Origin of the sequence: Loktanella atrilutea (genome assembly GCF_900128995.1) — a bacterium.
Lineage (GTDB): Bacteria > Pseudomonadota > Alphaproteobacteria > Rhodobacterales > Rhodobacteraceae > Loktanella > Loktanella atrilutea.
On record NZ_FQUE01000005.1, the window covers coordinates 207,949 to 228,517 of the forward strand.

22 protein-coding genes and 2 pseudogenes are annotated in these 20,569 nt (G+C 66.8%); 14 read left to right on the forward strand and 10 right to left on the reverse strand.

The genetic code is table 11. The features are described from left to right. Positions 1 to 33: 33 nt before the first annotated feature. From BUA54_RS21875 to BUA54_RS12310, 3 genes and pseudogenes are all read left to right on the forward strand, one after another. Positions 34 to 421: pseudogene (locus BUA54_RS21875) on the forward strand (YeeE/YedE family protein). Between the two features lie 13 nt (positions 422 to 434). Continuing rightward, entirely contained in the window at positions 435 to 866 is a 432-nt protein-coding gene (locus BUA54_RS12305) for a DUF6691 family protein (RefSeq protein ID WP_072857546.1), read from the forward strand. Between the two features lie 9 nt (positions 867 to 875). Next, entirely contained in the window at positions 876 to 1,280 is a 405-nt protein-coding gene (locus BUA54_RS12310) for a protein tyrosine phosphatase family protein (protein ID WP_072857547.1), read from the forward strand. Between the two features lie 18 nt (positions 1,281 to 1,298). Here the strand turns inward: BUA54_RS12310 and BUA54_RS12315 are convergent, their stop codons facing one another. From BUA54_RS12315 to BUA54_RS12335, 5 genes are all read right to left on the reverse strand, one after another. Next, the gene (locus BUA54_RS12315) at positions 1,299 to 2,354 is read right to left on the reverse strand and encodes a FliM/FliN family flagellar motor switch protein (protein WP_072857548.1); all 1,056 of its coding nucleotides are present in this window, start codon (positions 2,352 to 2,354) and stop codon (positions 1,299 to 1,301) included. A gap of 76 nt (positions 2,355 to 2,430) precedes the next feature. Then, positions 2,431 to 5,142 (reverse strand): ATP-binding protein, encoded by a 2,712-nt coding sequence (locus BUA54_RS12320; RefSeq protein ID WP_072857549.1) that lies wholly within the window; start codon positions 5,140 to 5,142, stop codon positions 2,431 to 2,433. Further along, the gene (locus BUA54_RS12325) at positions 5,142 to 5,483 is read right to left on the reverse strand and encodes a DUF6611 family protein (protein WP_245810652.1); all 342 of its coding nucleotides are present in this window, start codon (positions 5,481 to 5,483) and stop codon (positions 5,142 to 5,144) included. Before BUA54_RS12325 ends, BUA54_RS12320 begins: the two co-directional genes overlap by 1 nt. Then, positions 5,476 to 5,859, reverse strand: a complete 384-nt coding sequence (locus tag BUA54_RS12330; protein ID WP_072857550.1) for a response regulator transcription factor — start codon at positions 5,857 to 5,859, stop codon at positions 5,476 to 5,478. Before BUA54_RS12330 ends, BUA54_RS12325 begins: the two co-directional genes overlap by 8 nt. Positions 5,860 to 5,941: 82 nt before the next feature. Further along, on the reverse strand, positions 5,942 to 7,222 hold the full coding sequence (locus BUA54_RS12335) for an XRE family transcriptional regulator (RefSeq protein WP_072857551.1): 1,281 nt from the start codon (positions 7,220 to 7,222) through the stop codon (positions 5,942 to 5,944). Between the two features lie 200 nt (positions 7,223 to 7,422). On the opposite strand from BUA54_RS12335, the gene BUA54_RS12340 reads away from it, so the two are divergent. The 10 genes and pseudogenes from BUA54_RS12340 (at position 7,423) to aat (ending at position 15,849) form a co-directional block, all read left to right on the forward strand. Further along, on the forward strand, positions 7,423 to 8,781 hold the full coding sequence (locus BUA54_RS12340; RefSeq protein ID WP_072857552.1) for a substrate-binding protein: 1,359 nt from the start codon (positions 7,423 to 7,425) through the stop codon (positions 8,779 to 8,781). Between the two features lie 120 nt (positions 8,782 to 8,901). Continuing rightward, positions 8,902 to 9,933 (forward strand): branched-chain amino acid ABC transporter permease, encoded by a 1,032-nt coding sequence (locus BUA54_RS12345; RefSeq protein ID WP_072857553.1) that lies wholly within the window; start codon positions 8,902 to 8,904, stop codon positions 9,931 to 9,933. A 3-nt stretch (positions 9,934 to 9,936) separates the two neighbouring features. Beyond that, entirely contained in the window at positions 9,937 to 11,139 is a 1,203-nt protein-coding gene (locus BUA54_RS12350) for a branched-chain amino acid ABC transporter permease (protein WP_072857554.1), read from the forward strand. Between the two features lie 12 nt (positions 11,140 to 11,151). After that, positions 11,152 to 11,670 (forward strand): annotated as a pseudogene (locus tag BUA54_RS12355) (ABC transporter ATP-binding protein); the annotation flags it as partial. Positions 11,671 to 11,814: 144 nt separating this feature from the next. Beyond that, positions 11,815 to 11,910, forward strand: a complete 96-nt coding sequence (locus BUA54_RS21880; protein WP_425434968.1) for an ABC transporter ATP-binding protein C-terminal domain-containing protein — start codon at positions 11,815 to 11,817, stop codon at positions 11,908 to 11,910. Positions 11,911 to 11,979: 69 nt separating this feature from the next. Continuing rightward, the gene (locus BUA54_RS12360; protein WP_072857556.1) at positions 11,980 to 12,729 is read left to right on the forward strand and encodes an ABC transporter ATP-binding protein; all 750 of its coding nucleotides are present in this window, start codon (positions 11,980 to 11,982) and stop codon (positions 12,727 to 12,729) included. Positions 12,730 to 12,852: 123 nt separating this feature from the next. Continuing rightward, entirely contained in the window at positions 12,853 to 13,242 is a 390-nt protein-coding gene (locus tag BUA54_RS12365) for a hypothetical protein (protein WP_072857557.1), read from the forward strand. A gap of 113 nt (positions 13,243 to 13,355) precedes the next feature. After that, positions 13,356 to 13,847, forward strand: a complete 492-nt coding sequence (gene accB / locus BUA54_RS12370; RefSeq protein ID WP_072857558.1) for an acetyl-CoA carboxylase biotin carboxyl carrier protein — start codon at positions 13,356 to 13,358, stop codon at positions 13,845 to 13,847. Positions 13,848 to 13,856: 9 nt separating this feature from the next. Continuing rightward, positions 13,857 to 15,203 carry an acetyl-CoA carboxylase biotin carboxylase subunit gene (accC, locus tag BUA54_RS12375; protein WP_072857559.1) on the forward strand — a complete coding sequence of 449 codons (1,347 nt, stop codon included), beginning with the start codon at positions 13,857 to 13,859 and terminating at the stop codon, positions 15,201 to 15,203. 4 nt (positions 15,204 to 15,207) lie between these two features. Beyond that, positions 15,208 to 15,849, forward strand: coding sequence for a leucyl/phenylalanyl-tRNA--protein transferase (gene aat / locus BUA54_RS12380; RefSeq protein ID WP_143155416.1), 642 nt, complete (start codon positions 15,208 to 15,210; stop codon positions 15,847 to 15,849). On the opposite strand, the gene BUA54_RS12385 is transcribed toward aat, so the two are convergent. From BUA54_RS12385 to BUA54_RS12405, 5 genes are all read right to left on the reverse strand, one after another. Continuing rightward, the gene (locus BUA54_RS12385; RefSeq protein WP_072857560.1) at positions 15,813 to 16,169 is read right to left on the reverse strand and encodes a DUF2155 domain-containing protein; all 357 of its coding nucleotides are present in this window, start codon (positions 16,167 to 16,169) and stop codon (positions 15,813 to 15,815) included. The genes aat and BUA54_RS12385 overlap by 37 nt on opposite strands. Further along, on the reverse strand, positions 16,166 to 16,549 hold the full coding sequence (locus BUA54_RS12390; RefSeq protein WP_072857561.1) for an NADH:ubiquinone oxidoreductase subunit NDUFA12: 384 nt from the start codon (positions 16,547 to 16,549) through the stop codon (positions 16,166 to 16,168). The genes BUA54_RS12385 and BUA54_RS12390 overlap by 4 nt, the downstream gene beginning before the upstream one ends. 60 nt (positions 16,550 to 16,609) lie before the next feature. Then, positions 16,610 to 16,990: a RidA family protein gene (locus tag BUA54_RS12395; protein ID WP_072857562.1), complete on the reverse strand. Its 381-nt coding sequence runs from the start codon at positions 16,988 to 16,990 to the stop codon at positions 16,610 to 16,612. A 70-nt stretch (positions 16,991 to 17,060) separates the two neighbouring features. Beyond that, entirely contained in the window at positions 17,061 to 18,329 is a 1,269-nt protein-coding gene (gene clpX / locus BUA54_RS12400) for an ATP-dependent Clp protease ATP-binding subunit ClpX (RefSeq protein ID WP_072857563.1), read from the reverse strand. Positions 18,330 to 18,468: 139 nt separating this feature from the next. Further along, positions 18,469 to 19,092, reverse strand: coding sequence for an ATP-dependent Clp protease proteolytic subunit (locus BUA54_RS12405; RefSeq protein WP_072857564.1), 624 nt, complete (start codon positions 19,090 to 19,092; stop codon positions 18,469 to 18,471). 217 nt (positions 19,093 to 19,309) lie between these two features. On the opposite strand from BUA54_RS12405, the gene BUA54_RS12410 reads away from it, so the two are divergent. After that, positions 19,310 to 20,500 carry an FAD-binding domain-containing protein gene (locus BUA54_RS12410; protein WP_072857565.1) on the forward strand — a complete coding sequence of 397 codons (1,191 nt, stop codon included), beginning with the start codon at positions 19,310 to 19,312 and terminating at the stop codon, positions 20,498 to 20,500. Positions 20,501 to 20,569: the final 69 nt, after the last annotated feature.

Genomic DNA, 20,569 nt, shown 5'->3' on the forward strand with positions numbered 1-20,569 from the left:
ACCGGATCTGCGCTGATCGAAAGAAACGTCGGGATGCCGGTGGACTGGATTTTCGAACGGATCGGAGGGCTGATGATCGGCAGCGCCGCCGCCGTCTTTCGTCTGGTCAACGGGCGGGTCATGGTCGCCTCGGGACTGTCGGGCGGTCTGGTGGAGGGCAGCGGCCGCGCTGACGCGGCGGAGCGTATCGCCCTGATCGCCGGTCTGATTTGCGTGCCTGATCGGGTGACGGCAGCGATACGAATCTGACCGGCAACCCTGCGCGATCGGGACGGCGGGGCTGGCGGTCGGCATCGGCATGCGGCTTGCGAACGGCTGCACCGGCGGTCACGGCGTCTGCGGCATCAGCCTGCGCGGGATCGTGGCCACGCTGGCCCATGGCGGCGCCGGGGCCGCGACCGTCATCGCCTTTGCGGCCTGATCGAAGGACTGTGATGCGCAGGCGCGTCGGTGTCCGCGTCGGCGGGCTGTTCGGCACCGGGCCGCTGGTGTCCGGCATGACCGACACCGCCAAGGTGCAGGGGTTTCCGGACGTATTTGGGCAGTGGGACGCCACGCCGGCCTTCGTCATGGGCGGCGCCATCGCCCCCATGGCCGCGGCCTGTCGGCCGTCGCGGAACCGGCGCCCGGTGCTCGGCGGCACCTTTCCGGCGCATCCGTCGACGCGGCGCGACGCGGGGCTGATCGGCGGGTCAGTCCCGGCCGGGACCGGCTGTGGGCTGGTCAGCCTCTGCCCGGGGCCCGGCGCTCGCCGCGCTGACAAGGGCGGCACGGGGGGTCTGGTGCGTGTTGGGGCGATGATCCCGCGCATGGTCGCGGCTCCGCCCCTGCGCAAGCGGCTGGACGCACGCCCGCAACAGGGCTAATCCTGCGTCATGGAAATTCGCCCGCTCACCCCCGCCTTCGCCGCCAGCCCGCAGATCGACCCCGCCGACGCGGGCACGATCAAGGCGGCCGGCTTCGTCACCGTGATCTGCAACCGCCCGGACGCAGAGGTGCCGCCTAGCCATCAGGCCGACGCGATGCGTCAGGCGATCGAGGCGGAGGGTCTGACCTTCGTCGTCAACCCGGTCACGCATCAGGGCCTGAATCAGGAAATGGTGGAGATCCAGCGGCAGGCCGCCGCCGCCGGCAAGACGCTGGCCTATTGCGCCTCCGGCACACGCTCTACCATTGTCTGGGCACTGGGTCAGGCCGGCACCATGGACGCGGACGAGATCATCGCCGCCGGCGCGAACGCGGGCTACGACCTTGGCGGTCTGCGCGACCGGCTGGGCTGACAGCCCCAGCGGGTCCGCCTAGACCTCGTCGGTCGCGCCCTCGCCGAAGGCCGGGTCGATCTGAAGCGGAAGAGGGTCCGCTGACCAGTCGATATCCTCTTCTGCGTGCGGATCGAACTGCGGCGCCAGCGCGTCGCCGGCGCGGGTGCGCATCTGCCGCGCAGGCTCTGCCCCGCCGTCCATGTCGGTCATCGGGATCGTGTCGGCCTCGGCCTGGATGCGGACGGCGATCTGGCCGGCAACCTGCCCCAGACGCCCGCGCGCGACGGTGCAGCCGTTCGGATCGACCAGTCGCACCATCCCCACGGTGCAGCCTGTCAGGGGCAGGCAGGTCCCCACCTCTATCCCGGTCAGTTGCGACAGCGGCACCTTCATCCGGTGCAGGACCGCGTCCAGCCGCGCCGGCGCGGCCATCACCGCGGCGCGGAACCGGTCATGCCAGTCCGGCGCGGGGCCGTCCGGCGCCGTCTGCGGCTGGGCGGAGGTCAGCACCGGCAGCGCCAGCAGCAGCACGCCGCGCCGTTCAGGCTGGCCGCAGTCGAGCGACAGGCGCAGAAGGCGATAGGTCAGATCCGCCAGCGCGAATCCCGCCGCCCGCGCGTTGTCGAACCGCGACCCAAGCCCCACGGTCCGGATCCAGCCGTCCAGCGCCGTGCGGATCGTCGTCTCCTCCATCTCGTCAAGCATGTGGCGCAGCAGCGGTTGCACCAGCGTCCCTTCCGTGCGGGTGACGCGCGGATTGTCGGGCGGCGCGGCGGTCACGCGGCCCGTCGTCATCATCTCGATCGTGGCGGATACAAGGCCCGCGTCGCAGGCGATCAGACCCGTCACCGCCCCGTCACGGGTCAGGCCCAGCAGCAGCAGGTCGTCTTCCAGATCGGCCAGCAGATCGTCCAGCGACAGGGCCGTTTCCGTCACGGTGTCGACCGTCAGCTTCATCGACAGATGGGTCTGCGCCGCCCGCGCCACCGCCAGACGCACCGCCCGCGAGGCGGTCAGCGGCACGTCCGGCGTGTCCGCGTCCGGGCGCCGTATCATGCGGTGCAGCACGCCGGATCCGGTCACCAATGTCATGCCTGTCCTCGCAATCTGGGGGCGATGCGCCGCAGGGCGCCTGTTCCAGATGTCGCGCAAATTGGTTTCCGTCTGCCTAACGTGCGGCCAGCAGGCGTCCTTCCACCGGATCGCCGCGCGCCGCCACCGGCAGCGTGACGTGGAAACAGGCGCCGCCCCGCCCCGGGACATAGGCAATGTCGCCGCCAAGCCGTCCCATGATTTCCTTGCAGATGGCAAGGCCCAGCCCGGCACCGCCCGCCCGCGACGAATCCCCCAGCCGAGAGAACTTTTCGAAGATCACCGCCCGGTCCGGGGCCGCGATGCCGCGACCGTTATCGGTGAACGTGACGGTGCAGGTGCCGTCCGTCGCCCTTGCCCCGATGGTCAGGACCGGCGACTCGGCATCGCAATACTTCGCGGCATTGGCCACGAGGTTGATGAAGACCTGCGCCAGACGGTCGAGGTCCGTGTCGAGCCACAGACCCTCGTTCCGCGGATCGCGGACGATGCGTAGGGCAGTGCCGCCCTGCCCCGCTGCCCCCAGCGCCCGGTCCAGCAGGTCGCCAAGCCGCCCGCGCTGCAGGTGCAGCGTCACCTGTCCGCTTTCCAGCACGGCAAGGTCCAGCAGATCGTCCAGCAGGCGGGTCAGGCGCTGCGCCTCGGCGTTGATGATGCCCGCCATGCGCGTCGTGTCGGTGGGGCCCACGTCGCCTTCGCGCAGGATGTCTGAAAAGGCGCGGATCGAGGTCATGGGCGTGCGCAACTCGTGACTGATCTGGCTGAGGAAGGCGTCCTTCTGCACCGACAGGGCCATCAGCTTGGCATTGGCGTCGCGCAGCGCCCGCGCGGTGCGGTCCTGTTCCGCGGACTTCGCCTCCAGCCGGCTGGAATATTCGAGGATCTGCGCCGTCTCGTCCGCCAGTGCGATCAGGTCCTCGACGGTGACGGCGGCGCCCTGCGTCACCTGCGCGATCATCGCATGCGCGGTCGCCGACCCGACGGACCCCGACAGCTCCCTCTCGAGTGCGAGGACGAAGGCGGGCGTGACGTCCGGCAGGCTGTCCGTGCGGCCCTGCCGCGCGGCGGCGCGGGCAAAGATCGCCTGCGCCTGCGCCGCGCCGAGGATGCGTTGCGACATGATCAGCAGATCCTCTGCCGTGACGGTCGAACGGGCCCAGACCGGTCCCTTGTTGCCGTAGTCGAAGACATTGACGAACTGCGCCCCCTGCAGGCGCTCCAACGGTGTCGGAAAGGACAGCGCCGATCCGGCAAAGAACAGGCCCGTGTTGAACAGCATCGACCAGAACAGCCCGTGCAGCACCGGATCGACGCCGGTGATGCCGAACAGCGCCTCTGGCCGCAGCCACGACCAGCCGAAGGGACCCTGCGCCATGACACTGGCGGGCAGCAGCGCGTCCGCGCCGAAGCTGGGCAGGAACAGGCACCAGACCCAGACCGCGAATCCCGCGGTCAGTCCGAGGATCGCGCCGGTCCGCGTCGCCCCGCGCCAGAAGATACCGCCAAGCATCGCCGGCAGCACCTGCACCACGCCGGAAAACGACACGAGGCCGATCGCCGCCAGCGCCCCGCCACCGCCCGACAGGCGGAAATAGAGGTAGCCCAGCGCAAGCACCCCCGCGATCGACAGGCGCCGGGCCAGCATGACGACGCGGCGCACGTCGCCCGACATGATCGCCCCTGGACCGGACCCCGACCGCATCCACAGCGGCAGCACGATATGGTTCGACACCATGGTCGCCAGCGCGATGGTCGCCACGATCACCATCGAGGTGGCCGAGGAAAAGCCGCCAAGGAAGGACAACGTCGCGAGGCCCTCGTGCCCCTGGCTGAGCGGCAGGGTCAGCACGAAGAGGTCCGGGTTCGCGCCCGCCGGCATGATCCGCAGGCCGACGACGGCGATCGGGATGACGAAGAGGCTCATCAGCATCATGTAAAGCGGGAAGGCCCAGCTTGCGGTCTGCAGGTGCCGCTCGTCCGCATTCTCGACCACCAGCACCTGAAACATCCGCGGCAGGCACAGGAACGCCGCCCCCGACAAAAAGATCAGCCCGGCCCAGCGGCTGCCGGACTGGGTCCAGTCGGCGATGGGAGAGGTCTCGATTTCGGCCAGCATCGCGGCGGCGCCGTCCGACAGGCCCCAGACGACGAAGATGCCGACCGCCAGCAGAGCCACCAGTTTGACCACCGCCTCGACCGCGATGGCGATGACGACGCCGTGGTGACGTTCATTGGCGTCGAGGTTGCGGGTGCCGAAGAGGACGGTGAAGAATCCCAGACCGATGGCGATCCAGATGGCGGCGCGATTCAGTTCGGCATCGCCCCAGTCGGACCCGCCGGCGCGGGCAAAGACCTGGAACGACAGGGTGACGGACTGCAGCTGCAGCGCGATATAGGGCGTGGCGGCGACGATCGCCATCAGCGTCACGATGACGCCCAGCGTCGTCGACTTGCCGAACCGGGCCGAGATCAAGTCCGCGATCGAGGTGATGCGCTGCGTCCGTCCGATCCGCACCAGCCGCCGCAGGATCCACCACCAGCCCACCATGACCAGCGTGGGGCCAAGGTAGATCGTCACGAATTCCAGCCCTGACCGTGCGGCGTAGCCGACGGCCCCGTAGAAGGTCCATGCGGTGCAGTAGATCGAGAGCGACAGGGTGTAGACGATGGGTAGGTGCAGCCAGCCGCCCTGCCCCCGCGCGGCCCGCCGCTCTGCCGCGAAGGCCACGCCGAACAGAAAGGCGACATAGCCCAGCGCCACGGCGATCAGGGCGTTGAAGGACATCATCAGCCGATGTCCGCATCCGGGCCGTTATCCGTCGCCGCGTCGACGCGGATGCGCCGCGACACGATGGCGGCCAGCACGATCAGCAGGGCCCAGCCGGCGAAGACGAAGACCACGGCGGCCGCCATGCCGCCGGTCTGGCCAGCGGTGCGGGTCCACATCAGGGGGATCAGCCAGATCACCGCGCCACAGACCGGCAACATGCGCGCCACGTCGCGCAGGCGGCGCTGGCGATAGCTGTCGCGCGCCAGAAACAGCCCCGGGCGCCCCGGCCGCGCCGGCGCGTCCCCGCGCGGGGGGTCGCCCGCCGGGGTGGCCGCGCGCCGGGGATCGCGGTCAGGCATCGCGCGGCGCCTCGGCCAGCAGGCGCCGGACCTCGGCGCAGATCGCGGCGTTCGAGAAGGGTTTCGTCATGAAGACATCGACTCCGAGGTCCTGCGCCAGCGCCCGGTCGCGCGCCTGCCCCCGCGCGGTCAGCATCATCACCGGCAGGGTGGCGGTCTGCGGATCGGCGCGCAGGTCGCGCAGGATGTCGAAACCGGATCGCCCGGGCAGCATCACGTCAAGGATGATCATGTCGGGACGCTGGGCGCGCACCTTGGCCATGGCCGTCTCGCCCACCTCGTGGGTGTGCACGGTAAAGCCGTCTCTGGTCAGGATGAAGCTGATGGCCTCTATGATGTTCGGTTCGTCCTCGATCAGCAGGACGCGTCTTGCCATGGGTCAGTCCCCTCCTCCGGGCCGCGCCACCCCCTCTCTCCGGGGTGGCACGGGCAGACTATCGCGGCAGAACCGCAGGCTGTCAAAGCTCCTGACGGATCGCGGGTTCCCGGCGTGCCGGGCAATCCGGACGCGGACAGATCGCACAGCCCGGCCCGGCGGGCACCGGGTCTGCAGCATCGGGCGGCACCGTGGCGGGATTCATGGGGCGCACCAGCATCAGCGCCGCGATCAGGGGCGGCAGGTGCGGCCCACCGGGATGCGGCGCAGCTTCGGCAACCGCGTGGCAAATCAACCGCACCTGTGGCGGGCCCGGCAGTGCGACCTGCGCCACCACCGGCCGTCCGGGCTGGCCCAGCGCGGTGAAAAGGGGCCAGAACGGGCAGAGCCTGTCCTGCGCCACTGCAAAGCCCGGCACCGTCTTCATCAGTCGCACCACTCCGGCGGCATCGCAGTCCAGCAACCCCAGCGGCGGTGCGTCGGGCAGGGTCGCCAGACGCCGCATCACCTGCGGCAGGGGCCGCCCGAGTTCTGCCGCCAGCCGCAGGGGGTCGAAGTCCAGCCGCCGGGCCGCGGGTCCGATCAGGTCGAGCGGCAGGGCGGCGGCATCGGCGGCATAGCGGGCGTCGAAGTCGTGCAGAAGCGCCGCCGCCGCGGGGCTGACGTCGGACGCGTCCTCTGGTGCGCCGCCCGACTCGAGCCAGGGGCGGTGAAATCCGGTCTGGTCCAGAACGCGCTCCACCTCCGCCCGGGGCGACACGACCGGCACGGGACCGGCACCGCCGCCCGGACCGTCGAAGCAAGCGACGAGGGCGGCCGTCATGCGGGCCAGCCGATCCGCGTCCTCGCCGATGTTGCGGTGAAACCGCGCCTGCCAGTCGGTGTCGAGCGGCGTCTCTCCGGTCAGGATCGCGGCGGAGGACTGGATGGCCGTGACCGCGGTGATGACGCCGTGCAGCGCCGTCGCCAGTGCAGGGTCGTGTGCCAGCCGGTCTGACAGCGCCTGCACCTTCCGGTCCAAAGCCACAACCTCCCGCGCCTGCGCGGCGATGAGGCGCGACCAGCCGGGATAGCGCATCGCCAGATCTTCGGCCTGCTCGACCTCGACCACGCGATCCGCAAGCGCCGCCGCCGCGCCGCGCATCTGCCGGATCAGGGCCGCATCGGCGCCATCCGACAGCATCTGCGGATCGAGCGCCAGATGATCAGCGATCTGCGCCACCAGCTTGCCGGCAACCCGCCGGCGGTCGTGTTCGATCAGGTTCAGATAGCTTGGCGAGATGCCGACCGCCTGCGCCAGATCGCGCTGCGACATGCCCGCATCCAGCCGTCGCGCCCGGATCCGGGCTCCCGTCGCATTCATCCGCCCACCTCTCCCATCGTGCAACGCATCCGGTTTACAAAACCCGCCCCGCTTCTGTCCATTTGTTTACAAAAACGGCGACCGTCTGGAAAGGGGTCTTTGCGATCGGCCTCGCGATCCGCATGCTGGCGCCAGCGCTGTCAAGTGCAGGTCTACGGGCGGGAGGGTCCGGCGACCGTGAAACATGAGGGAGGATACCCATGAAGAGATCACATTTCTCACGCCGCGGCGTGCTGAAGACCGGGGCCGTGGCCGGCGCCGGACTGATGCTGCCGACCTACCTGCGCGCGCAGGACTCCGGATTCACCAACGCGCCGACCGGTGACACCGTCACCTTCGGCTTCAACGTGCCGCAGACGGGCCCCTACGCCGAGGAAGGCCTCGACGAACTGCGCGCGCAAGAGCTGGCCGTGCAGCACCTGAACGGCGAAGGCGACGGCGGCATGCTGTCCACCTTCTCGTCCAAGACGCTCGACGGCACCGGCGTGCTGGGCAAGAAGGTGAATTTCGTCACCGGCGACACGCAGACGAAGTCCGACGTCGGCCGCGCCTCCGCGCAGTCGATGATCCAGAAGGACGGCTGCATCATGATCAACGGCGGCTCGTCCTCGGGCGTCGCCGTCGCCGTGCAGGGCCTCTGCCAGGAGGCGGGCGTGATCTTCATGGCGGGCCTCACCCACTCCAACGACACGACCGGCAAGGACCGCAAGGCCAATGGCTTCCGCCATTTCTTTAACGCCTACATGTCCGCCGCGGCGATGACGCCGGTGCTGGAAAAGGCCTATGGCAACGACCGTCAGGCCTATCACCTGACCGCCGACTACACCTGGGGCTGGACGCAGCAGGAATCCATGGCCGCCGCGACAGAGGCCGTGGGCTGGAGCACCGTGCAGAACGTGCTGACGCCCGTGGGCGCCGGCGACTTCTCGTCCTACATCGCACCGGTGCTGAACTCCGGCGCCGATATCCTCGTGCTGAACCATTACGGCGGGGACATGGTGAACTCTTTGACGCAGGCCGTGCAGTTCGGCCTGAAGGGCAAGCAGGTCAACGGCAAGGACTTCCAGATCGTCGTGCCGCTCTACTCCGAGCTGATGGCCAAGGGCGCCGGGTCCAACATCGAGGGCGTCTACGGCTCGATGAACTGGAACTGGCAACTGGAAGACGAAGGCACCAAGGCCTTCGTGAAATCCTTCGGTGAAAAGTACGGCTTCCCGCCGTCGAACGCCGCCCACACCTGCTATGTGCAGACGCTGCTCTATGCGGATGCGGTGACGCGCGCCGGGTCGTTCAACCCCTGCGCCGTGGCCGAGGCACTGGAAGACTTCGAGTTCGACGGCATGGGCAACGGCCCGACGCTCTATCGCGGCGCGGATCACCAGTGCTTCAAGGACGTTCTGGTCATGGAAGGCACCGCCAGCGCATCCGGCAATGCCAACATGGTCGGCTACGACACGCTGAAGATCATCGAGCAGACCCCGCGGGCACAGGTCGAGTACCCCGAGGATCACCCGATGTTCGCCGGCGGCAGCCTGGGCGAGTGCAACCCGGGCGCGTAACGCACCCCGATCGCGGGGCAGGCGCACGCCGCCTGCCCCATCCCGACGGATCGTCTTCACACGTCGTCGCCATTTTCCACAGCCCGTGAACGCACGCCCGAACCCCCGAGGAGCGGACCGATGGACGCTATCATTCTTCAAATTCTGAACGGTCTGGACAAGGGATCGGCCTATGCGCTGATCGCCCTCGGCCTGACCCTGATCTTCGGCACGCTGGGCGTCGTGAACTTCGCCCACGGTGCGCTGTTCATGATCGGCGCCTTCTGCGCCGTCACGATGCAGCGCCTGCTGACGCTCAGCCATACGGTCATCGACCCGTCACAGACCGACTTCCTCGGCAATCCGCTGCAGACCAAGGTGCCATACCTCGCCTCCGTCTTCGGGACCGAGGGTGCGCAGGCGCTGATCACATGGTCGGTGCCCCTGTCGATCATCCTTGTGATTCCGGTCATGCTCTTCGTCGGCTGGGCGATGGAGCGGGGGCTGATCAAGCACTTCTACAAGCGTCCCCATGCCGACCAGATCCTCGTGACCTTCGGCCTCGCTATCGTCCTGCAAGAGATCATCCGCGCGATCTACGGTGCCAACCCGATCCAGTCGCCCGCGCCGCCGATGTTCTCGGGCTCCATCGACATCGGGGAGTATCTGGGCTTTCAGGCCAACGCGATCGTCTATCCGATCTGGCGGCTGGTCTATTTCGCCTTTTCCGCCGTCATCATCGCCGCGGTCTTCGCCTTCCTGCAGTTCACCACCTTCGGCATGGTCGTGCGCGCCGGCATGGCGGACCGTGAAACCGTCGGCATGCTGGGCATCGACATCGACAAGCGCTTCACCCTGATGTTCGGCCTCGCCGCCGCCGTGGCGGGCCTTGCGGGGGCGATGTATGCCCCCATCGTGTCGCCCAACTACCACATGGGCATGGATTTTCTGGTGCTGAGCTTCGTCGTCGTCGTCGTCGGCGGCATGGGTTCGCTGCCGGGCGCCGTCTTTGCCGGTTTCCTTCTGGGGATCCTGCAGGGCTTTGCCTCCATGAACGAGGTCAAGGCGGTCCTGCCGGGCATCGACCAGATCGTCATCTATCTGGTGGCCATCATCATTCTGCTGACACGTCCCCGGGGCCTGATGGGCCGCGCCGGCGTGATGGAGGACTAAACCATGCTGGGTCTGACGCAAAAGGACTTTCTGCTGCTGCTCGTCGTCGTCGTCCTGACGCTGCTGGCGCCGATCATCCTGAACCCCTTCCCCGTGAACTCGTCACTCGGGCAGTCGTTCAACGCGGGCTATCCCGCGCTGATGCAGCGCTTCGCGATCTTCGGCATCCTCGTGATCGGCTTCAACATCCTCTTCGGGCTGACCGGCTACCTGTCCTTCGGCCACGCCGCCTTCCTCGGCGTCGGCTCCTACGCCGCGGTCTGGATGTTCAAGCTGCTGTCGTTCAACATCATCCCCGCCATCGTGCTGAGCGTCATCGTCGCGGGCCTGTTCTCGATCGTGATCGGCTACGTCAGCCTGCGGCGCTCTGGCATCTACTTCTCGATCCTGACGCTGGCCTTCGCGCAGATGTCCTATGCACTGGCCTATTCCGTCCTGACGCCCCTGACGAACGGAGAGACGGGCCTTCAGGTCTATCCGTCCGACCCGCAATACCTCGCGGCAGAGGGCGCACCCTCTGCCCCGCATGTCTTCGGCCTGCCCATGGCGGAATCGACGACGGTCTATTTCGGCGACTGGCAGTTCACCTTCGAGATCGGCTACTACCTCTGTGCGCTGATGCTGATCCTCGCCTTCTACCTGTCGATCCGCATCTTCCGCTCGCCCTTCGGGATGATGCTGCGGGCGATCAAGTCGAACCAGACCCGGATGAATTATACCGGCCTGAACACCAAACCCTACATGCTCTGGGCCTTCATAATCTCCGGCATGTACGCCGGCCTCGCCGGCGGCCTGCTGGCCGCGATGGACCCGCTGACCGGGGCGGAACGGATGTACTGGACCGCGTCCGGCGAAATCGTCGTCATGGCGATCCTCGGTGGCGTCGGCACCCTGATCGGACCGGTCGTGGGATCGGGCGTCATCAAGTATCTGGAAAACATCGTCTCCAAGATCAACGACAACGTCCTGCACGGGGCCTTCAACGCGCTGCCCGACGGGCTGGAGAACGTCATCATCAAGATCATCCACCCTTTCGTCGGCGAAGGCTGGCAGCTGACGCTGGGCCTGCTGTTCATGGTCGTCGTGATCTTCCTGCCCGGCGGTCTGGTGCAGGGCGGTCAGCGGCTGGGTGCCTTGTTCAGCCGCCGGTCGCGCAACGCCACCGCGGCCGACCGCGATGCCGCCCGCCAGAAGCCTGCGGAATAAGGAGAGAACGCCATGGGAATCCTTGAAGTCAAAGGCATCAACAAGCGCTTCGGCGGGTTGCAGGCGCTGGGGGACGTGAACCTGTCCATTCAGGAAAACACCGTTCACGCCATCATCGGCCCGAACGGTGCCGGCAAGTCCACGCTGCTGAACGTCCTGGTGGGAAAGCTGATCCCGGACTCGGGCTCGGTCATGTTCGACGGCCAGTCGGTGCTGGGCCGCAAACCCTATGAGATCGCGCAGATGGGCATCAGCCGCGTGTTCCAGACACCCGAGATCTTCGCCGATCTGACGGTGCTGGAAAACGTGCTGATTCCCTGCTTCGCGAAACGCGACGGGGCCTTCCGCATGCACGCTCTCGAACCCGTCCGCCACGAGCGCGAGATCGGCCGGCAGGCCGAGACCATGCTGGACGAGGTCAACATGCTGTCGAAGGCAGATGTCGTGGCCTCCGCGCTGTCGCGGGGCGACAAGCGGCGGCTGGAGATGGCGATGTGCCTCGTGCAGGAGCCGCGCCTGATGCTGCTGGACGAACCCACCGCCGGCATGGCGCGGGCGGATACGGAAAACACCATCGCGCTGCTGAAGGACATCCGCCGTAAGCGGGGGATCACCATGGCGATCATCGAACACGACATGCAGGTGGTGTTCAGCCTCGCCGACCGCATCACTGTGATGGCGCAGGGCACCCCGCTGGTCGAGGGCACCCCCGACCGGATCAAGACCGACCCGAAGGTGCGCGAAGCCTATCTGGGCGAAACGCAGATCTAGCCGATTTTTCTAGAAAAATCGGAGGCCTCCAAATTTTCTAGAAAATTTGGCTAGCGCAAAGGACAGCACATGAACGCCAATTTCGACCCCAAGAAGAACAATGCCGCCGTCGACCGCCCCTTTCTGAGCGTCTGGGAAATTGAGGCCTACTACGGCGAGAGCTACATCGTCCAGAACGTCAGCTTCGACATCCACGAGGGCGAGATCCTGGCCCTGCTGGGCCGCAACGGGGCCGGCAAGACCTCGACCCTGCGCACCATCGCGCGGCTGGGCAATCCGGAACTGAAGCACGGCGAGATCTGGTTGGACCACCAGCCGCTGCACCTGATGAAAAGCCATCAGGCCGCCGCCGCGGGCATCGCTCTGGTGCCGGAGGATCGCCGCATCATCGCCGGCCTCACGGTCGAGGAGAACCTGCAGCTGGCCCAGATCGCCCCGCCCATCGGCTGGTCGCTGGAGAGGATCTACGAGCTGTTCCCGCGCCTGAAGGAGCGCCGCAAGCAAGAGGGTGTCACCCTGTCGGGCGGCGAACAGCAGATGCTGGCGATCGCCCGGGCGCTGGCGCGCGATATCAAGGTGCTGCTGCTGGACGAACCCTACGAAGGGCTGGCCCCCGTCATCGTGCAGGAGATCGCCAAGACCCTGAAGATCATCCGCGATCAGGGAATCACCACGATCATCGTCGAGCAGAACGCCGTTGCCGCGCTGAAGATCGCTGACCGCGCCGTGATACTGGATACCGGATCGGTCGTTTTCGACGGATCGGCGCAGGATGTGCTGGAAAACGAGACATTGCGCGCCGAATATCTCGCAATTTGAGCGGCGATCTTAACCAACGATTGTCAATTTCCGGCGAGGCGGGGATCGGATTAACGAACAGCTAACCGGATCGACGGATAGTGGAGGCACCTACCTTCACCTGATCTGGAAAGGAGTCCTGTCATGTTCGTTTCGCCACCGACCATCGCAGCATCGACACCGGTACCCGTCGTCGTGATGGACCAGCGACCGGTCGCCGATGCTGCCGCCCTGGCGCGTGATCCCACGCCACTCGTGCCTCTGCCCATCCCGTCCCAGTATACCCAGAAGGGTGCGATCGCCCGGGCGCAGCTGACCGACACGGCGCGCGACGGCACGACGGTCGAACGCGTGCTGAAACCCTACGGCGTCGCCATGCTGCCCCGCGGCCAGTCGGATGCGACCGGCCAGTCCGACACCTCCGGCGATCCGATGGATCCCACGGCGCAGTCGCCGGACATCGCCTTCGGGAACAGCGGCGCCGATCCCGGCCCCTTGTCGCCCGGGAACGGACCAACGTCCCTGCCCGGTTGACCCGCATCGGTCGCAAGCGCTTTCCACCCACGCCCGCTTAGCCTATAAGTCCGGCAATCGCGCGGTCCTCGGGCCGTGCCTGTCATGGAACAAAAGCAGTGGCCGGGAAAATCATGGGCAACAAGACCTCTCAGGACAGCGACGTCAGCTTCATTCAGGCCTTGGCCGAATTGCTGCGCGCAAACGACCTGACCGAATTGCAAGTCAAGCGCGACTACGCCGAGAACGACAGCCTGAACGTCCGCGTCAGCCGTCAGATCCAGGCGGCCCCCGCGCCGCAGCAGCCGATCATGGCGCAGGCCCCGGCGCCCGCCGCCTCTGCCCAGATGCAGGCCCCCGCGGCGACTGCGCCCGCCGATCCCGCGGCGCATCCCGGTGCTGTCACCTCGCCGATGGTCGGCACCGTCTACATGGCCGCCGAACCGGGCGCCGCCGCCTTCGTTTCGACCGGATCGACGGTCAAGGAAGGCGACACCCTGCTGATCATCGAGGCGATGAAGACCATGAACCACATTCCCGCGCCCCGCGCGGGCACCGTAAAGCGCATCCTCGTCGAGGACGGCGGACCGGTGGAATTCGGCGCCCCCCTGATGATCATCGAATAGGGGTTCACCATGTTCGACAAGATCCTGATCGCGAACAGGGGCGAAATCGCCCTGCGGGTCGTGCGCGCCTGCCGAGAGATGGGCATCGCCTCCGTCGCCGTGCATTCCACTGCCGACGCCGATGCCATGCACGTACGCATGGCGGACGAGGCGGTCTGCATCGGCCCGCCGTCCTCGGCCCAGTCCTACCTGAACTTCCCGTCTATCATCGCGGCGTGCGAGATCACGGGTGCCCAGGCGATCCATCCCGGCTACGGCTTCCTGTCGGAAAACGCCGCCTTCGTGCAGGTGGTGGAGGATCATTCGCTGACCTTCATCGGCCCCACCGCGGAACACATCCGCATCATGGGCGATAAGATCACCGCCAAGGACACGATGAAGAAGCTGGGCGTGCCCTGCGTCCCCGGCTCTGACGGCGGCGTTCCGACGCTGACGGACGCGCAGCGCGTGGGCGGGGAGATCGGGTATCCGGTCATCATCAAGGCCACCGCCGGTGGCGGCGGGCGTGGCATGAAGGTCGCGCAGACCGCGCAGGACATGGAACGTGCGTTCCATTCCGCCCGGGCCGAGGCGAAGGCCGCCTTCGGCAACGACGAGGTCTACATCGAGAAATACCTGACCACGCCGCGCCATATCGAGATCCAGGTCTTCGGCGACGGCAAGGGCAACGCGGTGCATCTGGGCGAGCGGGACTGTTCCCTGCAGCGGCGTCACCAGAAGGTGCTGGAGGAAGCCCCCGGCCCCGCCATCACGCCGGAGCTGCGCGACCGCATCGGCAAGGTCTGCGCCGATGCCGTGGCCCGCATCAACTATATCGGCGCCGGGACCATCGAATTCCTGTTCGAGAACGACGAATTCTACTTCATCGAGATGAACACCCGCCTGCAGGTCGAACACCCGGTGACAGAGAACATCTTTGGCGTCGACCTCGTGCGCGAACAGATCCGCGTAGCAGCTGGCCTGCCGATGTCCTTCGGTCAGGACGATCTGCAGATTCGCGGCCACAGCATCGAAGTGCGGATCAACGCGGAAAAGCTGCCGAACTTCAGCCCCTGCCCCGGCACGATCACCCAGTATCACGCGCCGGGCGGCCTTGGCGTCCGAATGGACTCGGCGCTTTACGACGGCTACCGGATCCCGCCCTATTACGACAGCCTGATCGGCAAGCTGATTGTCCACGGCCGCGACCGGCCGGAGGCGCTGGCCCGCCTGGCCCGCGCGCTGGGAGAGTTGATCGTCGACGGTGTCGACACGACGGTCCCCCTGTTCCACGCGCTGTTGCAGGAACCGGACGTGCAGACCGGAAACTACAACATCCACTGGCTGGAACACTGGCTCGAAACGCATCTGGCCTAGGTCCGTGACCCGGGTTCTGACACCCGATCTGCTGCTGCACGCCTACCGGCAGGGGCTGTTTCCCATGGCCGAGACCCGGGACGCGACAGAGGTGTTCTGGGTCCAGCCGCGGATGCGCGGCGTCCTGCCGCTGGACGGCTTTCATTTGTCTCGATCCCTGCGCCGCACCTTGCGGCGCGGGCATCTGACGGCCAGTGCCGACCGCGATTTCGCCGGCGTTGTGCGCGGCTGCGCCGATCGTCCGGAAACCTGGATCAATGACGAGATCTTCGCGGTCTATCTGGCGCTTCACGCGCAGGGTGACGCCCATTCCATCGAGGTCTGGCAGGATGACAGACTGGTGGGCGGCGTCTATGGCGTGACCATCGGTGGCGCCTTTTTCGGAGAAAGCATGTTTTCCACCGTGACCGATGCCTCCAAGGTGGCACTCGCCTGCGCCGTGCGGCGACTGATCGAACGCGGCTACCGCCTGTTCGACACGCAGTTCATCACCCCGCATCTGGCGTCACTGGGGGCAGAGGAAATTCCGCGCAGCCGCTACGAACGGCGACTGGTCGCGGCGCTTTCGATCACGGCGGATTTCGGGCCCGCGGGTCCGATCGCGCTGGATCAGGTGGCCGCGCAGCGCATTACCCAGACGTCATAGCGGGGATGATCCATCGCGTTCAGTGCGGGGGCAGAGGCGATCATCCAGCCGTCGAAAACCGGAGCTTCGGCGTTGCGGTCGTTCACCTTCAGCTCTGCAAAGGCATCGCCGGTCGGGTTGTCGGACGGCACGCGGCAGTCGTTCATTGTGATCAGCAGCGACCCGACCTTCTTGGACTGGCCGACCGTCAGGTTCAGGTCCGTCAGATGTCCCGTCACCTTGTCAAGCACGCGCAACTCTCCGCCCGCCAGCGACGACGCGTGATCCGCGGCCGCAAGGCCCGGCAGCAATGTCAGGCACAGGGCCAGCGAGCGGATCATTCCGGTGTCCACGCCTCGTAGTCGGACCGTTCCGCGGGGACCGCGCTGCGGATCGACCCCTTCGGGGCATAGGCCTCCGCCGTGCCGGTGAGGTTGGCCAGGTGCGGCTTTTCCCACGGCTGGTGAACCAGCGGCCGCTCCGTCGGCGGCTCGTCCCACGTCCGGTGCAGCCAGCCGTGCCATTCGGGGGCGACCTTCGACGCCTCCGCCTCTCCGTTGAAGATCACCCAGCGGCGGCTGTCGTCGGCATTGCGATAGAAGATGTTGCCGCCGGCGTCCTCGCCGACCTTTTCGCCCCGGCGCCATGTCCAGAACTGGGTGGCGAAGGTCTGACCGTCCCACCAGGTGAAAGCGCGTGCGAGGTTGCGTGCAAAGCCCATGATCGTCTCCGGTTGCCTTGGTGTCGTCATGCCCGAAACAGGCGCAAAGGTCCAGTGGCCCTAGGGCAGCCGGGCGGTCACTTCGATCTCGATCTTCATCTCCGGCGTCTGCAGGCCGGCCCGGATCATCGTGGCGGCCGGGCGGGCGCGGTCAAAGGCCGCGGCCACAATGGGCCAGCAGGGTTCCCAGTCGGCCCCGTCGGGCAGGATGTAGGTGACCCGCACGACGTGATCGAGGCCGCTGCCCGCCTCCTCCAACGCCTTGCCGATGGTGCCCAGCGCGTTGCGGCACTGGTCGCGCACGTCGTCGGGCATGGTCATGGTGGCGTAATCATAACCCGTCGTGCCGGCGACGAAGACCCAGCCGTCCGCCACGACGGCGCGGGAATAGCCGATCCTCTCCTCGAAGGGAGAGCCGGTGGAAACGCGGTTGACGGTCACGACAGGTTCCTTTCACGCGAACAGGCCGCCGCATCCGCGACGGCCTGTGGAAATCACGCGCGGCGCCGTGTCAGGCGCTGGCGGATTCCTTTTCCTTTTTCTTGCCGTCGTCGTGGATCATCAGCGGGCTGGCGTCGGGACCGACGGCCTCTTCGTTCACCACGACCTCGGTCACCGTGTCCATGCCGGGCAAGTCGAACATCGTGTCCAGCAGGATGTCCTCCATGATCGACCGCAGGCCCCGGGCACCGGTCTTGCGGTCGATGGCGCGCTTGGCGATCGCCTTCAAAGCGTCGTCGGTGAAGGTCAGCTTGGTGTTCTCGATCTCGAACAGGCGCTGGTATTGCTTGACCAACGCATTCTTGGGCGCGGTCAGGATCGTGATCAGCGCGTCCTCGTCCAGATCGGTCAGGGTCGCGATGACCGGCAGGCGGCCGACGAATTCCGGGATCAGGCCGAATTTCAGCAGGTCTTCCGGCTCCAGCTCGGTAAAGATCTCGCCCACGCCCCGCTCGTCAGGGCCCTTGACGTTGGCGCCGAAGCCCATGCCGGACCCCTTGCCGCGCTGCGCGATGATCTTGTCGAGGCCGGCAAAGGCACCGCCGCAGATGAACAGGATGTTGGTCGTGTCCACCTGCAGGAATTCCTGCTGCGGATGCTTGCGCCCGCCCTGCGGCGGCACGCTCGCCACGGTGCCTTCCATGATCTTCAGAAGCGCCTGCTGCACGCCCTCCCCGCTCACGTCGCGGGTGATGCTGGGATTGTCGGACTTGCGGGTGATCTTGTCGACCTCGTCGATGTAGACGATGCCGCGCTGCGCGCGTTCGACATTGTATTCGCTGGCCTGCAGCAGCTTGAGGATGATGTTTTCGACGTCCTCGCCGACATAGCCGGCCTCTGTCAGCGTGGTCGCGTCGGCCATGGTGAACGGCACGTCCAGGATGCGGGCCAGCGTCTGCGCCAGCAACGTCTTGCCGCAGCCCGTGGGGCCGATCAGCATGATGTTGGACTTCGCAAGCTCGATATCCGTCTTGTCGGAATTGTTCAGACGTTTGTAGTGGTTATGAACCGCCACGGACAGCACGCGCTTGGCGTGCATCTGGCCGATGACGTAGTCGTCCAACACCTTGCAGATGTCGCGCGGCGTCGGCACGCCGTCGCCCGATTTTAGGGACGCGGACTTCGTCTCCTCGCGGATGATGTCCATGCAAAGCTCGACGCATTCGTCGCAGATGAACACGGTCGGGCCCGCGATCAGTTTGCGCACCTCGTGCTGGCTCTTGCCGCAGAAGCTGCAGTAAAGCGTGTTCTTGCTGTCGCTGCCGGTGGTGCTTGCCATTGGTCGTGTCCTTCGGCCGTGGGCCTTTTGGTATCGCGCTGTCCTTGGTCACAAAGACTAGGACAGCGCCGGTGGGGCCACAACGCCAAAATCGCGCAGGCGGTTGCGCGATCAGGCGGGTGTGATCGGCTGACCCCTCTTATTCGTCGTCGCCCCGGTCGCGGTTGGTGACGATCTCGTCGATGTGGCCCCATTCGAGGGCCTCTTCCGGGGTCATCCACTTGTCGCGGTCCAGCGCCTTCTGGACCTTCTGCAGCGACTGGCCGGAGTGCTTGACGTAAAGCTTGTACATCCGCTCGCGCGTCAGTTCGATGCTGCGGGCGCGGATCAGGATATCCTCTGCCGTGCCCTGCGCCCCGCCGGACGGCTGATGCACGAGGAATTCGGCGTTCGGCAGGGCGTAACGCATGCCCTTCTCGCCCCCGATCGCGATGACCGACCCCATCGATGCCGCAAGGCCGCACACCAGCGTCGACACCTTGGGCCGGATGTACTGCATCGTGTCGTAGATGCTCATCCCCGCGACGACGGATCCGCCGGGCGAATTGATGTACATGCTGATTTCCTTCTTCGGATTCTCCGATTCAAGGTGCAGCAGCTGGGCCACGATCAACTGGCTCATGCCATCGTGGACGGGACCGTTGACGAAGATGATGCGTTCCTTCAGCAGACGGCTGAAGATGTCGTAGGCGCGTTCGCCGCGCGCGGTCTGTTCGACCACCATCGGGACGAGGTTCATGTAGGTCTGGACGGGGTCTTGCATAAATATGCCTCTGGTTCCGGACGCATTCGCGAACCGTCTTTTTCGGATAATCCCAAGTCTATGCACGCAGGCGGAGGGCTTCAAGGGCAGTCGATTCCGGCGGGACGGTCCTCACGGACATAACGGGCCGGAATGAACACCCGGCTAACGCGCGCGCAGCGAACCGCATTCGGTCGGCGCGGCTTGAATGGCCCGCCGCCCGCCTTAGGTCCGCCGCATGACCGACTGGCCCCCCACGCGCGCCGCGGCGCTGACGCGGCTGAAGGACTTCGCACCGCAGGCCGCCGGCGCATACGCACGGCGGCGCAACCTCGATCTGCCCGGGCATCCGAATGTCAGCCGCCTGTCACCCTGGCTGCGTCACCGGCTGATCACCGAGGCGGAGGTCATCGCCGCCATCCGCGACCGCCATGGCCCCGACACGGCGGCCAAGTTCCTGTCAGAGGTCGGCTGGCGGCTTTACTTCAAGGGTTGGCTGGAACAGCGCCCCGCCGTCTGGACCGCCTACAGGGCGGATCGCGAGGCCGCCTGGAACGAGGTGCAGACGCAAGGCGGGTTGCGCCAGCGGTGGGAGGCCGCCTGCACCGGCCAAACGGGGATCGCCTGCTTCGATCACTGGGCGCAGGAACTGGCGCGCACGGGCTATCTGCACAATCACGCCCGGATGTCCTTCGCCTCGATCTGGATCTTCACGCTGGGCCTGCCGTGGACGCTGGGGGCGGACTTCTTCCTGCGCCACCTGCTGGACGGCGATCCGGCCTCGAACACCCTGTCGTGGCGCTGGGTCGGCGGGTTGCACAGCCGCGGCAAGACCTATCTGGCCACCCCCGATGCCATCGCCGCCTGCACCGAAGGCCGCTTTCATCCGGAAGGATTGGCGCAGCACGCACACTCACTGGACGGCCCGCCGCCGCCGCAGCCCCGCCCCCTGCCCGTCTCGGACCGGTTCGACACGCAGGGCCGCGTCGGCCTGCTGCTGACGGAGGATGATCTGTGCCCCGACGATCTGCTTGACCGCGGCCTGCACCCGGTCGCCACCGCAACGCTGCAGGCCACCGCCGGCCGCAGCCATCTGGCCGTCGCCGAAGGGGTCGCGGATTTCACCACCCACTGCACCGCCGATTGCACCGCGCGGCTTGCGGACCGGATCGGCCCGGTCACTGCCTGCCCGGACGGTGCGGGAATCGTCCGCTGGGCTGCGGATAACCGGCTGGATCGCGTGATGATGCACCATGCGCCTGTCGGCCCCGCCCGGGACGCGCTTGGGGATCTGCGCGACGTCTTGAACGCGCGGGGCATCGCCCTGTCCGTTCAGGTCAGGCCGATCGATGCCCTTGCCTGGCCCCATGCCACGGCCGGCTATTTCCGGTTCCGCGACGTCATGACAGAGGTCATCGCGCGGGCCTGACCCTGATCGAGGACAGGCGAACCGTGGCCTTTCCAAGGCAATCGGCCCCCCACGCCCCAGATTTTGCCA